17 protein-coding genes are annotated in these 18301 nt (G+C 38.4%); 9 read left to right on the plus strand and 8 right to left on the minus strand.

What is annotated here, in order from left to right; all coding sequences use genetic code 11:
- Positions 1 to 104: 104 nt before the first annotated feature.
- Positions 105 to 1274 carry a MalY/PatB family protein gene (locus tag V7164_RS16860; protein WP_335354666.1) on the minus strand — a complete coding sequence of 390 codons (1170 nt, stop codon included), beginning with the start codon at positions 1272 to 1274 and terminating at the stop codon, positions 105 to 107.
- Between the two features lie 346 nt (positions 1275 to 1620).
- Between V7164_RS16860 and V7164_RS16865 the strand changes: the two genes are divergently transcribed.
- Positions 1621 to 1881, plus strand: coding sequence for a DUF1871 family protein (locus tag V7164_RS16865; protein ID WP_335354667.1), 261 nt, complete (start codon positions 1621 to 1623; stop codon positions 1879 to 1881).
- Positions 1882 to 1904: 23 nt separating this feature from the next.
- Here the strand turns inward: V7164_RS16865 and V7164_RS16870 are convergent, their stop codons facing one another.
- Positions 1905 to 2738, minus strand: a complete 834-nt coding sequence (locus V7164_RS16870; RefSeq protein WP_335354668.1) for an alpha/beta fold hydrolase — start codon at positions 2736 to 2738, stop codon at positions 1905 to 1907.
- A 342-nt stretch (positions 2739 to 3080) separates the two neighbouring features.
- On the opposite strand from V7164_RS16870, the gene yugI reads away from it, so the two are divergent.
- Both yugI and V7164_RS16880 read left to right on the plus strand, forming a co-directional pair.
- Positions 3081 to 3485, plus strand: a complete 405-nt coding sequence (yugI, locus tag V7164_RS16875; protein WP_335347266.1) for a S1 domain-containing post-transcriptional regulator GSP13 — start codon at positions 3081 to 3083, stop codon at positions 3483 to 3485.
- A gap of 116 nt (positions 3486 to 3601) precedes the next feature.
- On the plus strand, positions 3602 to 3967 hold the full coding sequence (locus V7164_RS16880; RefSeq protein WP_335347267.1) for a group I truncated hemoglobin: 366 nt from the start codon (positions 3602 to 3604) through the stop codon (positions 3965 to 3967).
- 30 nt (positions 3968 to 3997) lie between these two features.
- On the opposite strand, the gene V7164_RS16885 is transcribed toward V7164_RS16880, so the two are convergent.
- Complete coding sequence (locus tag V7164_RS16885; protein WP_335347268.1) at positions 3998 to 5428, minus strand: sigma-54 interaction domain-containing protein; 1431 nt, start codon at positions 5426 to 5428, stop codon at positions 3998 to 4000.
- 214 nt (positions 5429 to 5642) lie between these two features.
- On the opposite strand from V7164_RS16885, the gene pruA reads away from it, so the two are divergent.
- From pruA to V7164_RS16905, 4 genes are all read left to right on the plus strand, one after another.
- On the plus strand, positions 5643 to 7190 hold the full coding sequence (gene pruA / locus V7164_RS16890) for an L-glutamate gamma-semialdehyde dehydrogenase (RefSeq protein WP_335354669.1): 1548 nt from the start codon (positions 5643 to 5645) through the stop codon (positions 7188 to 7190).
- Positions 7191 to 7272: 82 nt separating this feature from the next.
- The gene (locus V7164_RS16895) at positions 7273 to 8472 is read left to right on the plus strand and encodes an ornithine--oxo-acid transaminase (protein ID WP_335347270.1); all 1200 of its coding nucleotides are present in this window, start codon (positions 7273 to 7275) and stop codon (positions 8470 to 8472) included.
- 346 nt (positions 8473 to 8818) lie between these two features.
- Positions 8819 to 10168: a glucose-6-phosphate isomerase gene (locus V7164_RS16900; protein WP_335354670.1), complete on the plus strand. Its 1350-nt coding sequence runs from the start codon at positions 8819 to 8821 to the stop codon at positions 10166 to 10168.
- 93 nt (positions 10169 to 10261) lie between these two features.
- Entirely contained in the window at positions 10262 to 10669 is a 408-nt protein-coding gene (locus V7164_RS16905) for a YugN-like family protein (protein WP_335354671.1), read from the plus strand.
- Here the strand turns inward: V7164_RS16905 and V7164_RS16910 are convergent.
- The 5 genes from V7164_RS16910 to V7164_RS16930 all read right to left on the minus strand — a co-directional run bounded on the left by V7164_RS16910 (position 10666) and on the right by V7164_RS16930 (position 15754).
- Positions 10666 to 11658, minus strand: coding sequence for a potassium channel family protein (locus tag V7164_RS16910; protein ID WP_335354672.1), 993 nt, complete (start codon positions 11656 to 11658; stop codon positions 10666 to 10668). The genes V7164_RS16905 and V7164_RS16910 overlap by 4 nt on opposite strands.
- A 131-nt stretch (positions 11659 to 11789) precedes the next feature.
- Positions 11790 to 11993 carry an aspartyl-phosphate phosphatase Spo0E family protein gene (locus tag V7164_RS16915; protein ID WP_335344265.1) on the minus strand — a complete coding sequence of 68 codons (204 nt, stop codon included), beginning with the start codon at positions 11991 to 11993 and terminating at the stop codon, positions 11790 to 11792.
- Positions 11994 to 12287: 294 nt separating this feature from the next.
- Positions 12288 to 13154, minus strand: a complete 867-nt coding sequence (locus V7164_RS16920) for an alpha/beta hydrolase (RefSeq protein WP_335354673.1) — start codon at positions 13152 to 13154, stop codon at positions 12288 to 12290.
- 582 nt (positions 13155 to 13736) lie between these two features.
- Entirely contained in the window at positions 13737 to 14969 is a 1233-nt protein-coding gene (locus V7164_RS16925) for a Zn-dependent hydrolase (RefSeq protein ID WP_335354674.1), read from the minus strand.
- Between the two features lie 104 nt (positions 14970 to 15073).
- A complete protein-coding gene (locus tag V7164_RS16930) occupies positions 15074 to 15754 on the minus strand; it encodes a SidA/IucD/PvdA family monooxygenase (RefSeq protein ID WP_335354675.1) in 681 nt (226 codons plus the stop codon).
- Between V7164_RS16930 and V7164_RS16935 the strand changes: the two genes are divergently transcribed.
- The gene (locus V7164_RS16935) at positions 15747 to 16466 is read left to right on the plus strand and encodes a bifunctional folylpolyglutamate synthase/dihydrofolate synthase (protein WP_335354676.1); all 720 of its coding nucleotides are present in this window, start codon (positions 15747 to 15749) and stop codon (positions 16464 to 16466) included. The genes V7164_RS16930 and V7164_RS16935 overlap by 8 nt on opposite strands.
- Before the next feature lie 79 nt (positions 16467 to 16545).
- A complete protein-coding gene (locus V7164_RS16940) occupies positions 16546 to 18261 on the plus strand; it encodes a sensor domain-containing diguanylate cyclase (protein WP_335346997.1) in 1716 nt (571 codons plus the stop codon).
- The last annotated feature ends 40 nt before the right edge of the window (positions 18262 to 18301 follow it).

Raw genomic sequence — 18301 nt, forward strand, 5'->3', positions numbered from 1 at the left:
AAAGTGTGTTTATCGGACAAAAAAGCAAAATTTCCAAAAAGTTGTCCACAAAGTAGTATTTGGTGAAAGAAAATTGACCCACTATCCACAACTTTATCCACTTATTAATCAAATGCTTTTTTCAATCTCTCCAACCCATCTAACAACATTTCCCGCGGACAGGCGATATTCATGCGAACAAAGCCTTCGCCCCCAGGACCGTACTTTTTCCCTGGTTCTAATGCCAGCTTGCCTTTATATAATAACCGTTCTCTAATGTCTTCATCGCTTAAATCCAGCCCACGGCAATTTAACCATAATAAATAGGTGCCCTCAGGTTCCATGACTTTGATCGAAGGCAAGTGTTTTTCGATAAAGCTCTTTGCTGTTGCGATATTTTCATGTAAGTATTCAAGAAGCTCATCCAACCAGCTATCCCCGTGCTGATAAGCAGCTTCCATTCCAATTGCTCCAAATGTTGGCAATGAAAAGAAGCCTTGACGCTGCAGAACTTTTTGAAATCCTTCGCGAAGTTCTTTGTTGGAAATGATAACAGCAGAAGCTTGTAGACCTGCTAGATTAAATGTTTTTGTTGGTGCAATGCAAGTAATTGTAATCTCACTGAATTTGTTATCCAATGAAGCGATTGGAATATGCTTATTTTGTTTAAAAACAAGGTCAGAATGAATTTCATCGGAAAGAATTAAACAATGATACTGATGGCAGAGCTCACCGATTTTTTGTAATTCTTCTTTTGTCCATACTCTGCCGCCAGGATTATGCGGATTACATAAAAGGAATAATTTAACTCCCTCTTTTAAACGATTTTCAAAATCAGCATAGTCGATTTCAAATCGATTATTAATTAATTTTAAAGGTGAATTTACTACTTCCCGATTATTTTTCATAATCATGTCGAAAAAAGGAGCATATACAGGTGATTGGAGCATCACCTTATCTCCAGGTGCAGTATAGGCCTCAATAGCGGTTGCAATCGAAGGAACGACTCCCAAATTATAAAGAATCCATTCACTTTCAACATTCCAGCTGTGTCTATTCTGAAGCCATTGCTTAATGCTATCAGCCGTAGAGGTTGAAGGATATGTATAGCCGAAAACACCATGATGAACTCGGTCTAGAAGAGCATCTTTCACTTCCGAAGGCGGCGCGAAATCCATATCAGCTACCCACATTGGCAATACATCGCTCGTTCCAAAGACTTGCTGGGTCATTCCCCATTTAACAGAGGAGGTATTTTCCCGATTAATCATTTTGTCAAAGTCAAACTTCTTCATTGTATCCCCGCCTTTTCAATGATATAGCCTTTCCTCTATAATAAGGGATGGAAACAAAAAGTAAAAACATTTAGTGAAACTCAATCAGTGTTGATTAATCCAAGATGAATATGATAGACATGGGCTATTTATAAAAAAAATATTATTCTTGTTCTTTACCAACTGATTGTAGTTGCGGCCCACAGGATGTGGGTCACACAGACGTTGCCACAGGACGTGGCGTTCTTAGTCTGTGTTCCTATAATAGGGCTTTTACGGGCTGTTAGTCACCTGAATAGGTTTCTTTTTTCCTCAAACTTTTTAAAGTGGGGTCTTACAGCCCGTTAATCTGCGGAAAGGTGATAATATGCAAATTCAACAATTAAACATACAGCTCGTCAATACAATAAATGAGTGGGATCCTTTTGGAATGGGTGCAGGCAATTATGAAACGGAAATTGCTGATATTGTTCAGGCAGTCCATGATTTAGATGATCAGAATAAGCTAGCTAGAAAAATTCAGGCCATTTTTGAATTTTCCTTTGAAAAGCTTCTAGCCATTGAGGAATGCTCAGAAGTCGCTCGTAAACTTCTGGCTATTAAAGATGATGGAGTGTGTACAATTTAGAGAAGGGTGACTCTTTTGCAGATTCACCCTTTCTTATTAAATTCCTTTATATATTGGAAAACCTCCTCCGGTCTTTCCTCTGGAAGGAGGTGGCCGGTTTCTTTTAAAACAATGAGCTTCGAATTATTTAGATCCTGTTGCAGCTGTTTGCCTATTTGCAGTGGAACTACTTTATCCTGCTCTCCCCAAATTAATAAGCAGGGTACTTGAATTTCTTTTAAGATATCTGCAGACAAATCTCCCTCGCGGTCACGGATTAGCTTTGCCAGGGCTAAGAATATATCGTCTTTTAAAAATGGGGCTAAATATCCTTCTGCCATTTCTTCATCGATTATAGATTGGTTGTAAACAACGAGCCGTAAATTATTTTCTAATCCTGAACGCTCCAGCCACCTCTTAACGAATAGGTGAGAAAATGGAAGATAAGTCGCAAGAACAAGCTGGAGCTTTGATTTTTTTAAATAGCCTGAGCTGCAAAGAAGTACCACTTTATCAATTAGATCTGGACGTAAATGAGCGATGTATAAGGAAATTTGTCCACCCATAGAATGGCCAAGTAATATGATTTTATTTAATTGTATACTTTCAATGAGCTGTATAACGGTCATCGCCATATTTTTATATGAATATTTGTAACGGCGGGATTTTCCGCTTTGCCCAAATGGGGGTAAGTCAATAGAAATGACATTATATTCATTTATTAAATATGGGATAAGCCTCCGGAAGCTAAAGCTTGAGGATAGAAAGCCGTGCAGCAGGACAACGGTTTTCTTTGAGGATGAGTGTCGCTGAAAGCTTTCATAGTAAATATGATTTCCATTTATATGTACGTCTTGTTTTTCCATAGTATTCTCCATGTATATCCCCTCAATGTCAGTATACCTTATTTTCACCGAAGGAATTGAAATCAACCAAACAAAAAAAGGACAACCCAAAGGATTGTCACTTCAAAAAGGGGGAATACTAGAAAGTCTTTAAGACCATCATGCCCAACAAGCCTTGCTTTCAAACATCAAATCACAAAAAACATCTTATCCAATAAAACTTGCCTGTTTAGATTAAATAATAATATTAATTACGAGCAAAATAGAGAATATCAAGACCGAATTAATTACTTTTTGAAAAAAGGCTTGAACTGTGGTATAATTTTTAATTGCGAATAAAAAGGATAAAAATTAATAGAAATTAGGAGTGTTTCCATGTCTGAAAAAATCGAAGTAGGCAGTGTTATTAAAGGTAAGGTGACAGGAGTTCAACCGTATGGTGCGTTCGTTGCGCTGAATGAGACTACTCAAGGGCTTGTTCATATTTCTGAGGTTACTCATGGATTTGTTAAGGATATTAATGAACATCTTAAAGTTGGAGATGAAGTAGAAGTTAAAGTTTTATCTGTTGATGAGGCATCAGGAAAAATTGGATTATCGATCCGTGCTACACAAGAAGCGCCAGTCGAGGCTGAAGTAAAAGCGAAAAAGCCGCGTAAACCTCGCCCAGTGGCTCCAATCCATGTGGAAAACGATACGGCACAAGGATTTAATACACTTAAGGATAAACTTCAAGAGTGGATTGACCAATCTCAACGTGAAGATTTGATTAAGAAATAAGAATGGAAACCGGGCTTAGCTCGGTTTTTTACTTTTTTTGGTCAAAGGGAACCTGAATACTTGCTAATCTCTATCGAATAATAACTCTTGTTATTAGTAAGAAGGGGGAATTTCACATGGCAGAACAAACACTTTATGAAAAAGTCGGCGGTGAAGAGGCAATTGTAAAGGTTGTCGACTACTTTTATTCTGAATTAGTCCTAAAGGATCCAACGGTAAACCAATTTTTTGAGAATACAGATATGGAAAAGCAGCGCCGACATCAAACGAAGTTTATTAGCTTTGCCTTAGGTGGACCTAATCAATATTCGGGAAATTCGATGGCAAAGGCTCATAAAGGGATGAATCTGCAGCCCGAGCATTTTGATGCCATTGCCACACATCTGGGAGAGGCTCTCGCTCATTTTGGGGTTGGTGATGAAGATATCGCCCAGGCTTTAAATAAAGTCAATACGCTTAAAGACGATATTCTATATCAATGAAGAACAAAAACTCGCCAATCGGCGAGTTTTTTATATTCCCTTGGCTTCCTCTTTCCTAATCTGGTGCTTTTTAAGCCGATATTGCAGATTTTGCCGGCTCATGCAAAGAGATTTTGCGGCTTGGGTAATATTATATTGATGAAGCTGTAACACTTTTTCTAAATAGCTTTTTTCTGCTTCATCCATATAATCTTCCAAGGACTTAAATTGACTGCTTGATTCATTCTGATGATGTGTTAGGCTGATCGGTGTAAAAATATCATTTTTAAATTGCGGCTTATTGCGGAAATGGATCGGCAAATGAAGATAACCAATGTGCTCCTCATGAACAATTAAATTCATCGCACCTTCTATAACATGCTCTAGTTCCCGTACATTTCCAGGCCAATCATACTGTTCAAATACACTTAAAACATGATCGTCAATCCCTTGAACCTTCATGCCAAAAAGGTGATTGTATTTTTCAATAAAGAAACGGACAAGATCTTGAATATCCTTCCTTCTATCCCGCAAAGGAGGGATGAATAAAGAAACAACGCTCAATCTGTAATATAGGTCTTTTCGCAGTCTTCCATCGGAGATCGCATCGATAGGATCCTCGTTTATAGTAGCAATGATCCGGACGTCTACCTTACGATCTTTTGTGTCTCCAATTCGTCTAACCATTCGTTCCTGTAAAACCCTTAAAAGCTTCGCCTGCAAGGCTGGATTTAGAGAATTGATTTCGTCAAGCAGCAATGTTCCGCCTTCCGCCTGTTCGAAAAGACCTGGACGTTCAATCGCACCTGTAAAAGCCCCTTTCTTTGTCCCGAATAACAGCCCCTCAATCAAGCTATCAGGCAAGGCAGCACAGTTCTGAGAGATAAAGGGCTTTGAAGATCGATTGCTTCCATTATGAATGCTTTGTGCGAATAGCTCTTTTCCTGTTCCTGTATCACCAACGATAAGAATTGATGAACTAGTGCGGGTCGCTCTCTTGCTCGCCTCGATCACATTCTTAATTTCTTCACTGATTCCGATAATGCTATCAAATGTGTAGCGGGTGTTTCCTTTTTTATTCATATTTTCTCTAATCAGCTTTTCTAGTTTTGTCACATCGCGGGCAATTTCCATGGCGCCAATTCGAACGCCTTCCTCCGAAACGGGGAAGGTGTTATTAATCGTTGTTATTTCCTGCCCTTTATTATTAAAATAAGTTTGCTTAGCATTAATGATTTTCTCCCCGTGAGTTAAAGCTCTCAAAAGGGTGCTAGCCTCATCCTTATGAAAGGAGAATACATCCAATAGCTCCTTATCGAGGACATCTGAGTAATCCATTCCCTCCATTTCAGCCATTTTTTTATTATAAATTATCGTTTTGCCTTCGTGATCAACAACGTGGACTCCGATATCTATTTCTTTAAGTATCTGTTGGAAAAACGTATTAATTAATTTCATTTGAGCGAAATTTGGATTATTCATTGTCTTGCTCCTTCATCATTCTTTCCTTCATTTTATGTAAAGAATGGAAGGGGTGCAATGTTTTTTTGCTCCTTAACAGGTGTTGAGAGATCAAAATGCAAAATAATTTTGCTGTTAAGAAAGAAAAAACAACATTTGACGCGGTATACATATTTGGCACATATCTTGCAATGATATATGGATGTAATGAAAAAGTGCTAAGGGGGAAGGAATCATGGTACAAGCATACAAACATGAGCCATTCACAAATTTTAAGTTAGACGAAAACCGTGAGGCATATCTAACAGGCTTAAAAACGGTTGAAGGCTATTTAGGAAAAGACTACGATTTAGTCATTGGTGGAGAGCGTATTTCTACTGAGGAAAAAATTGTTTCTTATAATCCCGCAAATAAAGAAGAAGTGATTGGTCGTGTATCCAAGGCAAGCCAAGAATTAGCCGAAAAAGCCATGCAGGCTGCTGTTGAAGCGTTCAAAACATGGAAAAAGGTAAAGCCGGAAATTCGTGCGGACGTTCTTTTCAAAGCAGCTGCGATTATCCGCCGCCGCAAGCATGAATTCTCTGCTCTTTTAACAAAAGAAGCAGGAAAGCCATGGAATGAGGCAGATGCAGATACTGCAGAAGCGATTGATTTCTTAGAATATTACGCACGTCAAATGCTGCGTATTAAAGATGGTGTTCCAGTAAACAGCCGTCCAAACGAATATAACCGTTATGACTACATTCCATTAGGAGTGGGAATCATTATCTCTCCTTGGAATTTCCCGTTAGCGATTATGGCTGGTACGACAGTTGCAGCAATCGTAACAGGAAACACTGTATTATTAAAACCAGCTTCAACAACACCAATTGTTGCAGCGAAATTCGTTGAAGTCATGGAAGAGGCAGGACTTCCAGCAGGTGTTCTTAACTTCGTTCCAGGAAGCGGTGCAGAAGTGGGCGACTACTTAGTTGACCATAAAGACACTCGTTTCATCAGCTTCACAGGTTCTCGTGACGTTGGTCTGCGTATTTTCGAACGTTCATCTAAGCTGAATGAAGGTCAAATTTGGATGAAGCGTTTAATCGCAGAAATGGGCGGAAAAGACACGATTGTTGTCGATAAAGAAGCAGATCTTGAACTAGCTGCGACATCTATCGTTGCTTCTGCGTTCGGATTCTCCGGACAAAAATGTTCAGCATGCTCTCGTGCAGTAGTTGTAGAAGATGTATACGATCAAGTATTAAACCGTGTCGTTGAATTAACAAATCAATTAACACAAGGGGATCCAACTGATCCAAACAACTACATGGCAACGGTGATCGATCAAAGCGCTTATAATAAAATTATGAGCTATATCGAAATCGGCAAGCAGGAAGGTAAGCTAATGGCAGGCGGAGAAGGTGACGATTCGAAAGGCTACTTCATTAAACCGACCGTATTCGCTGACCTTTCACCAGAATCTCGCATCATGAAGGAAGAAATCTTTGGACCTGTTGTTGGCTTTACAAAAGCTAAAGATTTCGATGAAGCGATTGACATTGCTAACAACACAGAATACGGCTTAACGGGTGCAGTTATTACCAATAACCGTTTGAACCAAGAAAAAGCTCGTGAAGATTTCCATGTTGGAAACCTATATTTTAACCGCGGCTGTACAGGTGCTATTGTAGGCTACCAGCCATTCGGCGGATTCAACATGTCAGGAACTGACTCTAAAGCAGGCGGACCTGATTATCTGCTTCTTCATATGCAAGCAAAAACTACATCAGAAATGTATTAAAAAATTTCCTTTCAGGGTTTAAAGTGTAACAGCTTAACGGTACAATGAAAGGGATTACTCGGACATTAGGAGGAATGTATTCATGACAGCATTAACAAATACAAATTCATTGATTGAACAAACTGAGAAATATGGTGCAAAGAACTATCATCCGCTGCCAATCGTCATTTCAAAGGCTGAAGGTGTATGGGTTGAGGATCCTGAAGGCAATAAATACATGGATATGTTAAGTGCTTACTCGGCAGTAAACCAAGGACATAGACATCCGAAAATTATTCAAGCATTAAAAGATCAAGCAGATCGTGTAACCCTTACCTCTCGTGCATTCCATAATGATCAGCTTGGTCCATGGTATGAAATGATTTGTAAGCTAACAAATAAAGAAATGGCTCTTCCTATGAATACGGGTGCTGAAGCGGTTGAAACAGCATTTAAAGCTGCTCGCCGCTGGGCATACGATGTAAAAGGTGTAGCTGAAAATCAAGCAGAGATCATTGCATGTGTTGGAAATTTCCACGGACGTACAATGACAGCTGTTTCTCTTTCTTCAGAAGCGGAATATAAGCGCGGATTTGGTCCAATGCTTCCAGGTATTAAATTAATTCCATACGGAGATCTAGAAGCATTGAAAGCGGCAATCACGGAAAATACTGCGGCATTCTTAATTGAGCCAATCCAAGGGGAAGCTGGAATCATTATTCCTGAAGAAGGCTTCATGAAAGCTGCATACGAAACATGTAAAGAAAACAATATATTATTCATTGCTGATGAAATTCAAGCAGGTCTAGCGCGTACTGGTAAAATGTTTGCTTGTGAATGGGAAGATGTAGATCCAGATATGTACATCCTAGGAAAGGCATTAGGCGGCGGAGTTTTCCCGATCTCCTGTGTTGTTGCAAATAAGGAAGTTCTAGGTGTATTCAATCCAGGATCTCACGGCTCAACATTTGGCGGAAATCCAATGGCTTGTGCTGTATCTATTGCTGCTATGGAGGTTCTTGTTGAGGAAAACTTAGCTGAGCGTTCTTTGAAGCTTGGTGAGTACTTCGTTAACAAGTTAAAAGAAATCAAAAATCCGATAATTAAAGATGTTCGTGGACGTGGCTTATTTATTGGTGTTGAATTAACTGAACCAGCTCGCAAATATTGTGAGGCTTTAAAGGAAGAAGGCTTATTATGTAAAGAAACACATGATACAGTCATTCGCTTTGCACCTCCACTTGTAATTACAGAGGAAGAGTTAGATTGGGCAATTGAACGTATTAACAAAATTTTAAGCTAATCCAAACTCTGATTATAGATGGAATATAAAAAACAATAAAACTAATAATAATAATAGACTATTCTGTTGTTCGCTCCAACTAGAATATGATTTCGTTTTTCCGTCTACAATGATAGAACAAAAAATCCTTGTACTTATGTGCAAGGATTTTTTGCGTCTTTAGATAGGTCGCTATTTTCGACATTTTTCACTTTGACAGCTCATAAAATGTAAATAAAAGTAGATATATTACTAACGGATGTTTCTTGATTATACGCCTGCTTTCCGTTAAAGTTTAGTAGAATAAAATAGATACTGAAAGTAATCCGGTATGTTTTTATGAAATTACATAATTGGAGGATCAGACATGACATATGTTCGTTTTGATTACTCAAAGGCATTTGCATTTTTCAGTGACCATGAGCTTACATATATGCAAGATGCGGTAAAGGTTGCTCATCACTCTTTGCATGAGAATACTGGACAGGGAAATGAATTTTTAGGTTGGATGGATTACCCTATTCAATATGATAAACAAGAATTTTCTCGGATAAAACAATCAGCTGAAAAAATTATTGGAGATTCTGATGTTTTGCTCGTTATTGGTATTGGGGGTTCTTACTTAGGTGCCCGTGCAGCAATTGAAATGTTAAATCATAGCTTTTATAATGCACTGTCAAAGGAAAAAAGAGGAACTCCGCAAATAATTTTTGTCGGCAATAATTTAAGCTCTTCTTACATGAAAGATGTGATTGACTTTCTTGATGGGAAGGACTTCTCCATAAACGTTATCTCTAAATCAGGTACAACGACTGAACCAGCCATTGCCTTTCGGATTTTTCGCAAGCGATTGGAGGAGCTATATGGTTTAGAGGAAGCACGCAGGAGAATTTATGCAACAACAGATAGGGAAAGAGGGGCCCTAAAAACACTTGCAAACGAAGAAGGCTATGAAACATTTGTTGTTCCTGATGATATTGGCGGCCGATACTCGGTATTAACAGCAGTGGGTTTATTGCCAATAGCTGTTAGCGGTGCCGATATTGGGGAAATGTTGAAGGGTGCTGCCCTTGCCCGGGAAGAGCTGAGCAGTTCAGAGTTGCTTGAAAATATAGCCTATCAATATGCAGCAATTCGCCATATTTTATACAACAAAGGAAAGACGACAGAAATGCTCATTAACTATGAGCCAGCTTTACAATCCTTTTCAGAATGGTGGAAGCAGTTATTCGGTGAAAGTGAAGGAAAGGACTTAAAAGGAATCTACCCATCCTCGGCCAATTTCTCAACGGATCTGCATTCTATTGGTCAATATATTCAAGATGGACGAAGGAACCTGTTTGCGACAGTTATGAAGGTTGATAAACCACGTCAAGAGTTAATCATTGAAAAGGCAGATAATGACTTAGATGATCTAAATTATTTAGCTGGAAAAACGGTGGACTTTGTCAACAATAAGGCGTTTGAAGGGGCTGTACTAGCGCATACTGATGGCGGTGTGCCAAATCTAGTCTTATCCATTCCTAAATTAGATGCCTTTACCTTTGGCTATCTCGTATATTTCTTTGAAAAAGCCTGTGCGATGAGCGGCTATTTATTAGGTGTCAACCCTTTCGATCAGCCAGGTGTAGAGGCTTATAAAGTAAATATGTTTGCTCTTTTAGGAAAACCAGGGTTTGAAGACAAGAAGGAAGAGCTAGAAAAGCGGCTTAGATAAAAAAGGAGTGTTCGTTTAAACGAGCACTCTTTTTTTAATGAAACCTTTATTTTCGGGGAAACTATTTAAAAGAATGGAAAGGAGATATCCTAAATGATTGAAATTCCTTCAGAATTAGAGGGTAAAAGCTTTGATTTGTATAAATTAGAACAGAAGTTAAAACCAATCGGCTATTCAATTGGCGGCAATTGGGATTATGAAAAAGGCTATTTTGATTATAAGGTCGATAACAAGGAGGGCTATCAATTTTTAAGGCTTCCCTTTATGGCAATAGACGGGCAGCTTGATGCGAGAGGATGTACAGTCGAGCTTAGGCGACCGTTTTTGCTCTCACACCTATATGAGGATGGTTTGGACGACCATGCGCATACAGCGGTCATATCTGGATCATTTAACCAATTCTCGGAGCCAATCGAAAAGGATGCTGAACTCCCGGAGAAATTCATGGATCATGGGAAAGCGCTTGTCAAAGAATTGGAAGCAGTGCTCTTGAATGGTTAATTCGTAATGATAATCAATTGATCATTTTCGTGAATATGAAAGGGGGCTGGAGGATTTAATAGCGTTTCCTCCCCTCTTTTTACTCCGAGCAACAGAATTCCGTCTTTAATGAGTAATTGACTAAGTTCCATATAGGACATGTCCAATATGTCTGTTGAAGCCTGCTGAAACGTTAATTTTCGGTTATCCATCTGCCGTAATAAGTCCAAAAAGGATGTTACCAGCTCCTGTGAAAAGATGCTATTAATCATCACAAAGCTTGTTAAAATATTTGTTTGGACAACCTCATCGGCCCCAGCTCTTTTCGCGTTGGCAACTTGCTCTAATGTTAGAATTTCAACGATGCAGGGGACATGAGGTTTAAGCCCTTTTACAGCAAGCAAGGTTAAGATGGAGCCCATGTCAGCATGAAGCTCGCCCTTGTTTGGGTCAGCGGTTATAATCACTTTACTTGCTTCTAATATATTTGCTTTTAACAGCACATCATCAACGTTTGAACGGCCTTGAATAAAATGCACATTTCTGTCAGGCAATGGGTTTTTTTCGAGTGACTCATCAATTAAGGTGATCGCCATTTCTTTATGATTTTTACAAAGTGCCTGAAGAATTTCACGTGAACGTTCATTCCACCCGATAATAATTAGATGTTTTTTCCCTTTGAAAGCAAGCTTCCCTTCAATTAAATCATTCTGTCTTGTTACTGCAACAGTGGCTAGTGTGACAAAATAGGTGGCTAAAAATCCAGCTCCGATCATGATTAAAGCAATCCCGGCAAGTCTCCCAAAAACTGTCTTCGGTGCAAAATCTCCATAGCCAACTGTAGCTGCTGTGACTACAGCCCACCAAATACCTTCGAAAATAGTTTTAAATTGGTCTGGTTCTAATAAGTGAATTATCGTTCCAAATGTAAAAATCAGCGTAAGTGAAATAATTAATACTCGAAATATTAGCGGTAAACGCGCAAAGCTAGTAAATAAATTGTATGACAAAATATGACACCCCTAAAAAAGAATCTGTATTCAGTATGGACTAGTTAGAGGGATTTCATAAATTTAACTTCTATAAAATAGAAAAAAGAGCTAGATCTTCTAGCCCCAATTTAGTAAGAATTATAGGTTGATTAACTAGCTGAATGACCTCTATGGATAGTACGATCACTTAATGAAAAATGCAAAAGGTGAAGGTATATTAAACGGTCTAGCTTTTGGCTATAATTTATCGTTTCAACACTATTCATTCCGGTTTCATGTGCAATTCGGATCATTTCTTTTCTCATTATATTAATGCGCTTAAGGACTAATTTCTCTAATGAATACTTGTTCATCTTCATCTTCTCCTACTAATGTTTTCAAGTATACCTTTATTATAGGAGATATTTCATATTTCGAAATAGATTCGACAAAGGTTCTAAGAAAAAGACATTTTCCTTCATCTTTTACATAAATTTGGTAGCTTAATCAGGACAAAAGTCCTAATAAAATAGCTTCTCTCTGTAAAATATATGGGAGACATTTGTAGCCTTGATTCCTAAATCGCTTTTTGGGAGGAAAAAAGTATTTTTTTTTTAAAAAAATCCTTCTCCATCATTCCAATAGGGAGAAGGAAAAGAATTAATTTACTAAGATAAATGGGATTTCAGGAATTCTATGACTTCTTTAAGTGCATCTTGGACAGTTGGGTTATGGAAATCCTTATCGAATACATGCTCTCCATTAGGGATGGTAATTAATTTGCTTTCAACGCTTGCTTTTGATAGGGCTTCGCTCATTAAAACAGATTGTTCGTAAGGGACGTCTACATCTTTCGTTCCATGTAAGAATAAAGTAGGCGGGTAATCCGCATCAATATTGTAAATGGGAGAATACTTTTGAATCGTTTCTTCGTTCATTTGCGGGTTAATTCCAGTTACTTCTTGAATCCAATCCCCAGTTTGTCGTGCATATAAATATAGAAGGAACCGGGGTTGAACAGAAGCTTCTGTAATTATTTGATTAGATACAAGCTGATCGGCAATCTCTTTTGGTACTCTATCTTTTTGGAGGTAGTAGCTGTTAGGGGTTGTAGCCCAATTAGCGCCTATATCTCCATATCCGTAGAAGGATACGATTGCACGCGGCTTGTTTGAAAGTGTACCGGTAGACAGTGCTAGAAATCCGCCTGCTGATCCGCCGATTACGGCTATTCTATCCGGATCAATTGAGAATTGATTAGGTCCTTCAGATTTTATCCAGTTCAGCGCATCTTGGATATCATCAAGGATGCCCGATAGTTTTGTTTCAGGAGCAAGTCTGTAATCAATAGAGAACACGGCAAAGCCATTATTTGTATAAAGCTGTATCATTTCAGCAGAAAGTTCTTTTCTTGTACCCCATAGGAGGCCGCCCCCATGTATATATACGACAACAGGAGCATTTTCACGATCCGGTTCATGGAAATCCGCTTTAAGCGCATAGCCGGCTTCCTCTTTGTAAATAACTGTTTTCATTTTAAAGATTCACGTCCATTCTAGTAGAGATTCTTCGGAAAGTATTTGTGTGTGAATTAACGATATACAGTATACCAAAAAAGAAGAGAAATGGTCATTTAGATGATACTGGAAATGAATGGAATAGGTAACGGTGATATACTCATGCTTCCAGTTTTTGGTGTTATTAAAGGAAAACGCAATTCATGGTGAGGGTTTTGGTAGGAGGAGCTTGAAAATGCTAACAATAAATGCTTCATGGTAAGGGTTTTAGTTGGGTGAGTATGAAAATGCTACCTATGAACGCTACATAGTGAGGGTTTTAGATAGGATAGTATGAAAATGATAATCATGAGAGCCTCATGGTGATGGTTCTGGTTGGGTGAGTATGAAAACACTAGCTATGAGCGCTTCATGGTAAGGGTTTTAGCTAGGTAGTACGAAAATGCTAACAATGAAAGTCTCATAGTAAGTGTTATTAACTAAAGTAGTTTACAAAATGCTCAGAACAAACAAGAATAAATTAAAACGAAGGCATCATTCCAAAGACTTGGCTAACACCTTCGTTTTTTCTGAGTACGCATCTATATGTTAAGGTAATCGTTACGCTTTCGCATATTGTATAACAGCCTCTTCTAAAACATCAATTCCAAGTAAAATGTCGTTTAGATCTGTGTATTCATCTGGATGATGACTTAATCCATCAACAGATGGTACAAAGATCAGCCCAACTGGACCAAGTCTTGTCATGTTCATCGCATCATGGCCAGCCCCGCTCTGCATGACTTCGTATGATAGATTTCTGCGATCACAAATGTTCTTGACTTCTTCAACAAGTTCTTCAGAAAGAATAACGGGCTCCTCTAAACTAATAACATTCGTTTCAATCTCGAGCTGTCTCTTTGCTTTTACTGAGGCAATCGTTTCATAGACATGGTTTAACACACGTTCTCTTGATTCGGTAGACGTAGATCGAATGTCAATCTTAAGCTCAACCTCACCTGGAACGACATTCATCGCTCCTGAAGGAACATCTAAAACGCCAACTGTTCCAACAGTTCCGTACGCTTGTTCAAGCATTGCCGCTTTTTCAAGCTCTAAGGCAATTTCGGAAGCACCGAGGAGAGCGTCCTTTCTCATATTCATTGGGGTTGTACCTGAATGTGAGGCCTTTCCAAAAATTTTTAGAAGAAGTCTAGCTGGTGCTGCGATCCCAGTTACAATCCCAATTTTTTTCTGATTATTAATGAGAACGGGACCTTGCTCCACATGCAGCTCGAAATATGCCTTGAATTCTTCGTTTGCTCTGCTTGCTTCATCAATACTATTAAAATCAAGGGCACATAGGGCTAATGCCTTTTCCATCGTAATGCCATCGCGGTCTTTCAGATGCCTGTATTTTTCTTTATCTAGGAGTCCAGCCATTGCCTTACTTCCAAAAGTAGAAACACCAAATCGGGAGGATTCCTCACAAGCGAAAGAAACGACTTCAATCGGGTGATCTGTCACGATACCCTTATCATTTAATCGTGAAATTATCTCCAACCCAGCTGTCACTCCAACTAAACCGTCATATTTTCCACCTTGATACACAGTATCTAAGTGAGATCCAATCACAACTGGTGGAAGGCCCTTTATTTTTCCTTCCCTTCTAGCAATTAAGTTTCCGCAAGGGTCAAGGCGAACATCTAATTTTTCATCCATACAAAGCCTCATGAAGGCATGGGTACCCGCTTGCTCTTCATTCGTGTAGGCAACACGCGTTATACCGATATCACCCGAATTGTATTGATTCATTTTATTAAAAAGTATTTCATACCGTTCTCTCAAGTCCATAATGTTTCTCCTATTAAAAGTAATATTTGATCGAATGATTAATACATAGATTATATCTATTATTTGCTGATTCTAAAAGAAAAAACGCAACACGATTGCTGCGTTTAATTCAGGGAGTAATCCATTATGATGTTTTCGAATAAAAACTTTGCATCATCGCCAACCCCTAATAAAAGAGCAGAACCTCGCCTATGCTGCCAGGGCAGGCCAAGAAAATACAATCCGTCTATATTTGATATTCCTCGTTCGTGAATTACTTTTCCTTTTTCATCAAAAATCTGCGGGAAATCCAACATGGAAAAATTAGTTTCAAAACCTGTAGCCCAAATAATATTATCAGCTTTTAAAGTGGAATCATCTGCAAATAGGATTTCATTTTGTTTAATTCCAATTGTTCTTCCTTTCATAGATACTTTACCTAGTTTAATCTTCTCTTTTAATTCCAGGCCAAAAATAGGATCGCCTTTTTTCCGAAGCCATTTTGCTATTTTAGAAGATGAATTTGCCTTTAAAATTCCTAATTGATCTAGCCACCAAAATATACTTTTATTTGTAAAGGTTAAAGGGAAGAAACGCAAGGCTTCTCCCGCCGAAAGATAAGTAGGATGGGATTCGGAAAGTTCAACAGCAATTTGCGCACCGGAATTACCACCCCCAACGACTAGAACGTTTCCTTCTTTCAGCTGTTTGGGTTTTTTATATTGGGAAGAATGTAGCTGGATGACATCATCTTGAAGTTCTTTTGAAAAAGCAGGAATTATTAAACCAGGTGTAAGTGTGATCACAGCTGTTAAGCAGGAGGAAGCTCTAGAAGTAATCCTCGAAAAAGCAGCAGAGATGAAAGCTCCAGTCTATTCACTTGGAAACGAGATAGCCATTAAAGACCACACTTCAACCCAAACTGGAGAAGTTTTCACGCAAAAAACACCGTTTAAAGTTTGGGAAAATCTCGAAATATCAATGGCAGGTAAACATCAAACAGAAAATGCTGCATTAGCCGTTATGGCAGCAGAAGTATTAAATAAATTTTATTCCTTTTTAATTGAGGACGAGCATCTTTATAGCGGGTTAAAAAAGGCTTATTGGCCAGGAAGATTCGAAATCATGTCTAAAGACCCTGCTATTGTCATTGATGGAGCTCATAATGAGGAAGGGATCGCTGCATTTACAAATGAGTTGAAAAATCGTTTTAGCGATAAAAAAATAAACCTCATCTTTACAGCCCTTGCCGATAAAAAGCTAGATAAAATGATTGAGAATCTAGATACAATTGCTGACAAAATTACCTTTGTTGAATTTGACTATCCACGGGCGGCTAAAGCAAAGGAGTTATTTGAATTAAGCAGAAATATGAATAAGGACTTTAATCCTGATTGGAAAGAAGCCATTAAAGAAAATATTAGTTCATTGCAGGATAATGAAATTCTTGCTATAACAGGCTCTCTATACTTTTTATCGGAAATGAAACCTTTTCTAGCAAAAATATTAAAAAATTGATATGTGACATTTTTTTGAAAATTTGATAAGATGTTCTTATTACTATTTTCCTATAAAGTGATTGAGAGGAGGGGTGTAAATGATAAGTGCTATAAAGAAAAAGGTAATTTGGGGGCTGTGGCTCTTCATTTTCCCACCAAGCTTATGGCTAATCTATCAGTTATACCCGCCTCATATAGCTGGTAAGGAAATTGACATCTTCGTTTTCCTAATTCTTGCGTTCTTTGTAGCAGCAACTCCAATGATTATAAACGGATCACCTATTTTTTTAATACAGTGGGTCGCCTGGGCTGTATTTTTAACATTCGGCTTGTTTGTTGAATTGATTATACTTCAGTTAACGATAATAGTTTTATTCATAAGAGTTAAATTACCAAAAGAACAATTTTTTCGGATTCCTTTAAATTCACTTATGTTTATGTTGGTTTCTTTCCTGAGCGGTGCAATTTATTACATGCTTGGCGGTAGCCCTGGTGCAAGATTAGCGGACATGGATCATTCTTTTTGGCTGATACCTATTTATCCGATTCTCTATTATGTTTTCAATCATTTCTTTATTTGGATCATTAATTTGGTTCTTTATAATGGGAAACGGGAGACATTTGGAATTGATTTTATTTGGGAAACTGTCACGACAATTATTACTTTCCCGATGGGTTTTGTACTTTTTATTCTATATAAAGAATTGGGACTAGTTGCACTTATTTTTGTCGGAATTCCATTTGCGAGCCTTTCGATTATTTTGACTCTTTATTACTCTAGTAAAAAAATCAATGAATTATTGCACAATGCTACGGAGATCGGCCATCAGCTAGCGGAAAGATTAAATGTAGACGCGGTCCTGGATTTATTTATTCAGAAGCTGACAGAAATGCTGCCTGTCGATTATGCTTATATTCTCGATATTATTGATAATGAAGAATTACATTTAATTCGTCAGGTTGAAAAGGGAGAAAAAAAATATTCAGTGATTGAGCCGCTCCGGAAGAATGAAGGGATTAGTGGTCTCGTCTGGGAACAAAAAAGCGCAGCGCTTTTCAACTCCCAAAAAGAATGGAAGGGTATTGTGAAAGGCTATATGCCAGAAAAGGTAGAAAGTGTTTTAAGTGTGCCGATTATCCGAAATAGTGAGGTCATTGGGGTCCTTTTTCTTGCATCCTCTACAAAAAGGGCTTATGAAAAATCCCAGCTCATGATTGTTGATATACTATGCTCCCACTTTGCTATAGCACTCGAAAATGCAAGAAATTATGAAAAAACAAAAGCACAAAGTGAACGCTGTGCCTTAACAAAGCTATACAATTATCGTTACTTTGAAAATCTTCTTAGCTTCGAATTCGAAAAGTTGAAAAATCAGGAAAGAGAAGTAATCTCCCTGATTATCCTAGATATTGACCATTTCAAATCGGTAAACGATATGTATGGTCATCAAAGCGGGAATGAAATTCTGTACCAGCTTGCCAATCTTTTAACAGACCTAATTGGGCAAAGAGGTACAATTGCACGTTACGGGGGAGAAGAATTCGTCATCCTTCTTCCAAATGTAGAAAAAAGCAATGCTGTCAAAATAGCTGAACAAGTAAGACAAACAATTGCAGACTATATTTTTACCCTCGAACACCATATCGGTAAAAATGAACAAATCCAGCAAGTCCATATCACGGCCTCCATCGGAGTCGCAGCTGCCCCTCAAGACGCAGATGAACCCCTAGCACTCATTCGCCACGCGGATCGGGCTTTATATGTCGGGGCGAAACGAGCGGGAAGGAATCGAGTGGCGGAGTATGTGAAATAGGCAGGGACCTCGCACAATAGGTTCCCTGCCTTATTTAATA

It is taken from the genome of Bacillus sp. JJ1474 (assembly GCF_036965225.1).
Taxonomy (GTDB): domain Bacteria; phylum Bacillota; class Bacilli; order Bacillales; family Cytobacillaceae; genus Cytobacillus.

What these genes read in the sequence shown, in the direction of transcription:
- V7164_RS16860 (WP_335354666.1), bottom strand. Translation starts at nt 1,274, where the DNA reads ATGAAGAAGTTTGACTTTGACAAAATGATTAATCGGGAAAATACCTCC.
- V7164_RS16865 (WP_335354667.1), top strand. Translation starts at nt 1,621, where the DNA reads ATGCAAATTCAACAATTAAACATACAGCTCGTCAATACAATAAATGAG.
- V7164_RS16870 (WP_335354668.1), bottom strand. Translation starts at nt 2,738, where the DNA reads ATGGAGAATACTATGGAAAAACAAGACGTACATATAAATGGAAATCAT.
- yugI (WP_335347266.1), top strand. Translation starts at nt 3,081, where the DNA reads ATGTCTGAAAAAATCGAAGTAGGCAGTGTTATTAAAGGTAAGGTGACA.
- V7164_RS16880 (WP_335347267.1), top strand. Translation starts at nt 3,602, where the DNA reads ATGGCAGAACAAACACTTTATGAAAAAGTCGGCGGTGAAGAGGCAATT.
- V7164_RS16885 (WP_335347268.1), bottom strand. Translation starts at nt 5,428, where the DNA reads ATGAATAATCCAAATTTCGCTCAAATGAAATTAATTAATACGTTTTTC.
- pruA (WP_335354669.1), top strand. Translation starts at nt 5,643, where the DNA reads ATGGTACAAGCATACAAACATGAGCCATTCACAAATTTTAAGTTAGAC.
- V7164_RS16895 (WP_335347270.1), top strand. Translation starts at nt 7,273, where the DNA reads ATGACAGCATTAACAAATACAAATTCATTGATTGAACAAACTGAGAAA.
- V7164_RS16900 (WP_335354670.1), top strand. Translation starts at nt 8,819, where the DNA reads ATGACATATGTTCGTTTTGATTACTCAAAGGCATTTGCATTTTTCAGT.
- V7164_RS16905 (WP_335354671.1), top strand. Translation starts at nt 10,262, where the DNA reads ATGATTGAAATTCCTTCAGAATTAGAGGGTAAAAGCTTTGATTTGTAT.
- V7164_RS16915 (WP_335344265.1), bottom strand. Translation starts at nt 11,993, where the DNA reads ATGAACAAGTATTCATTAGAGAAATTAGTCCTTAAGCGCATTAATATA.
- V7164_RS16920 (WP_335354673.1), bottom strand. Translation starts at nt 13,154, where the DNA reads ATGAAAACAGTTATTTACAAAGAGGAAGCCGGCTATGCGCTTAAAGCG.
- V7164_RS16925 (WP_335354674.1), bottom strand. Translation starts at nt 14,969, where the DNA reads ATGGACTTGAGAGAACGGTATGAAATACTTTTTAATAAAATGAATCAA.
- V7164_RS16940 (WP_335346997.1), top strand. Translation starts at nt 16,546, where the DNA reads ATGATAAGTGCTATAAAGAAAAAGGTAATTTGGGGGCTGTGGCTCTTC.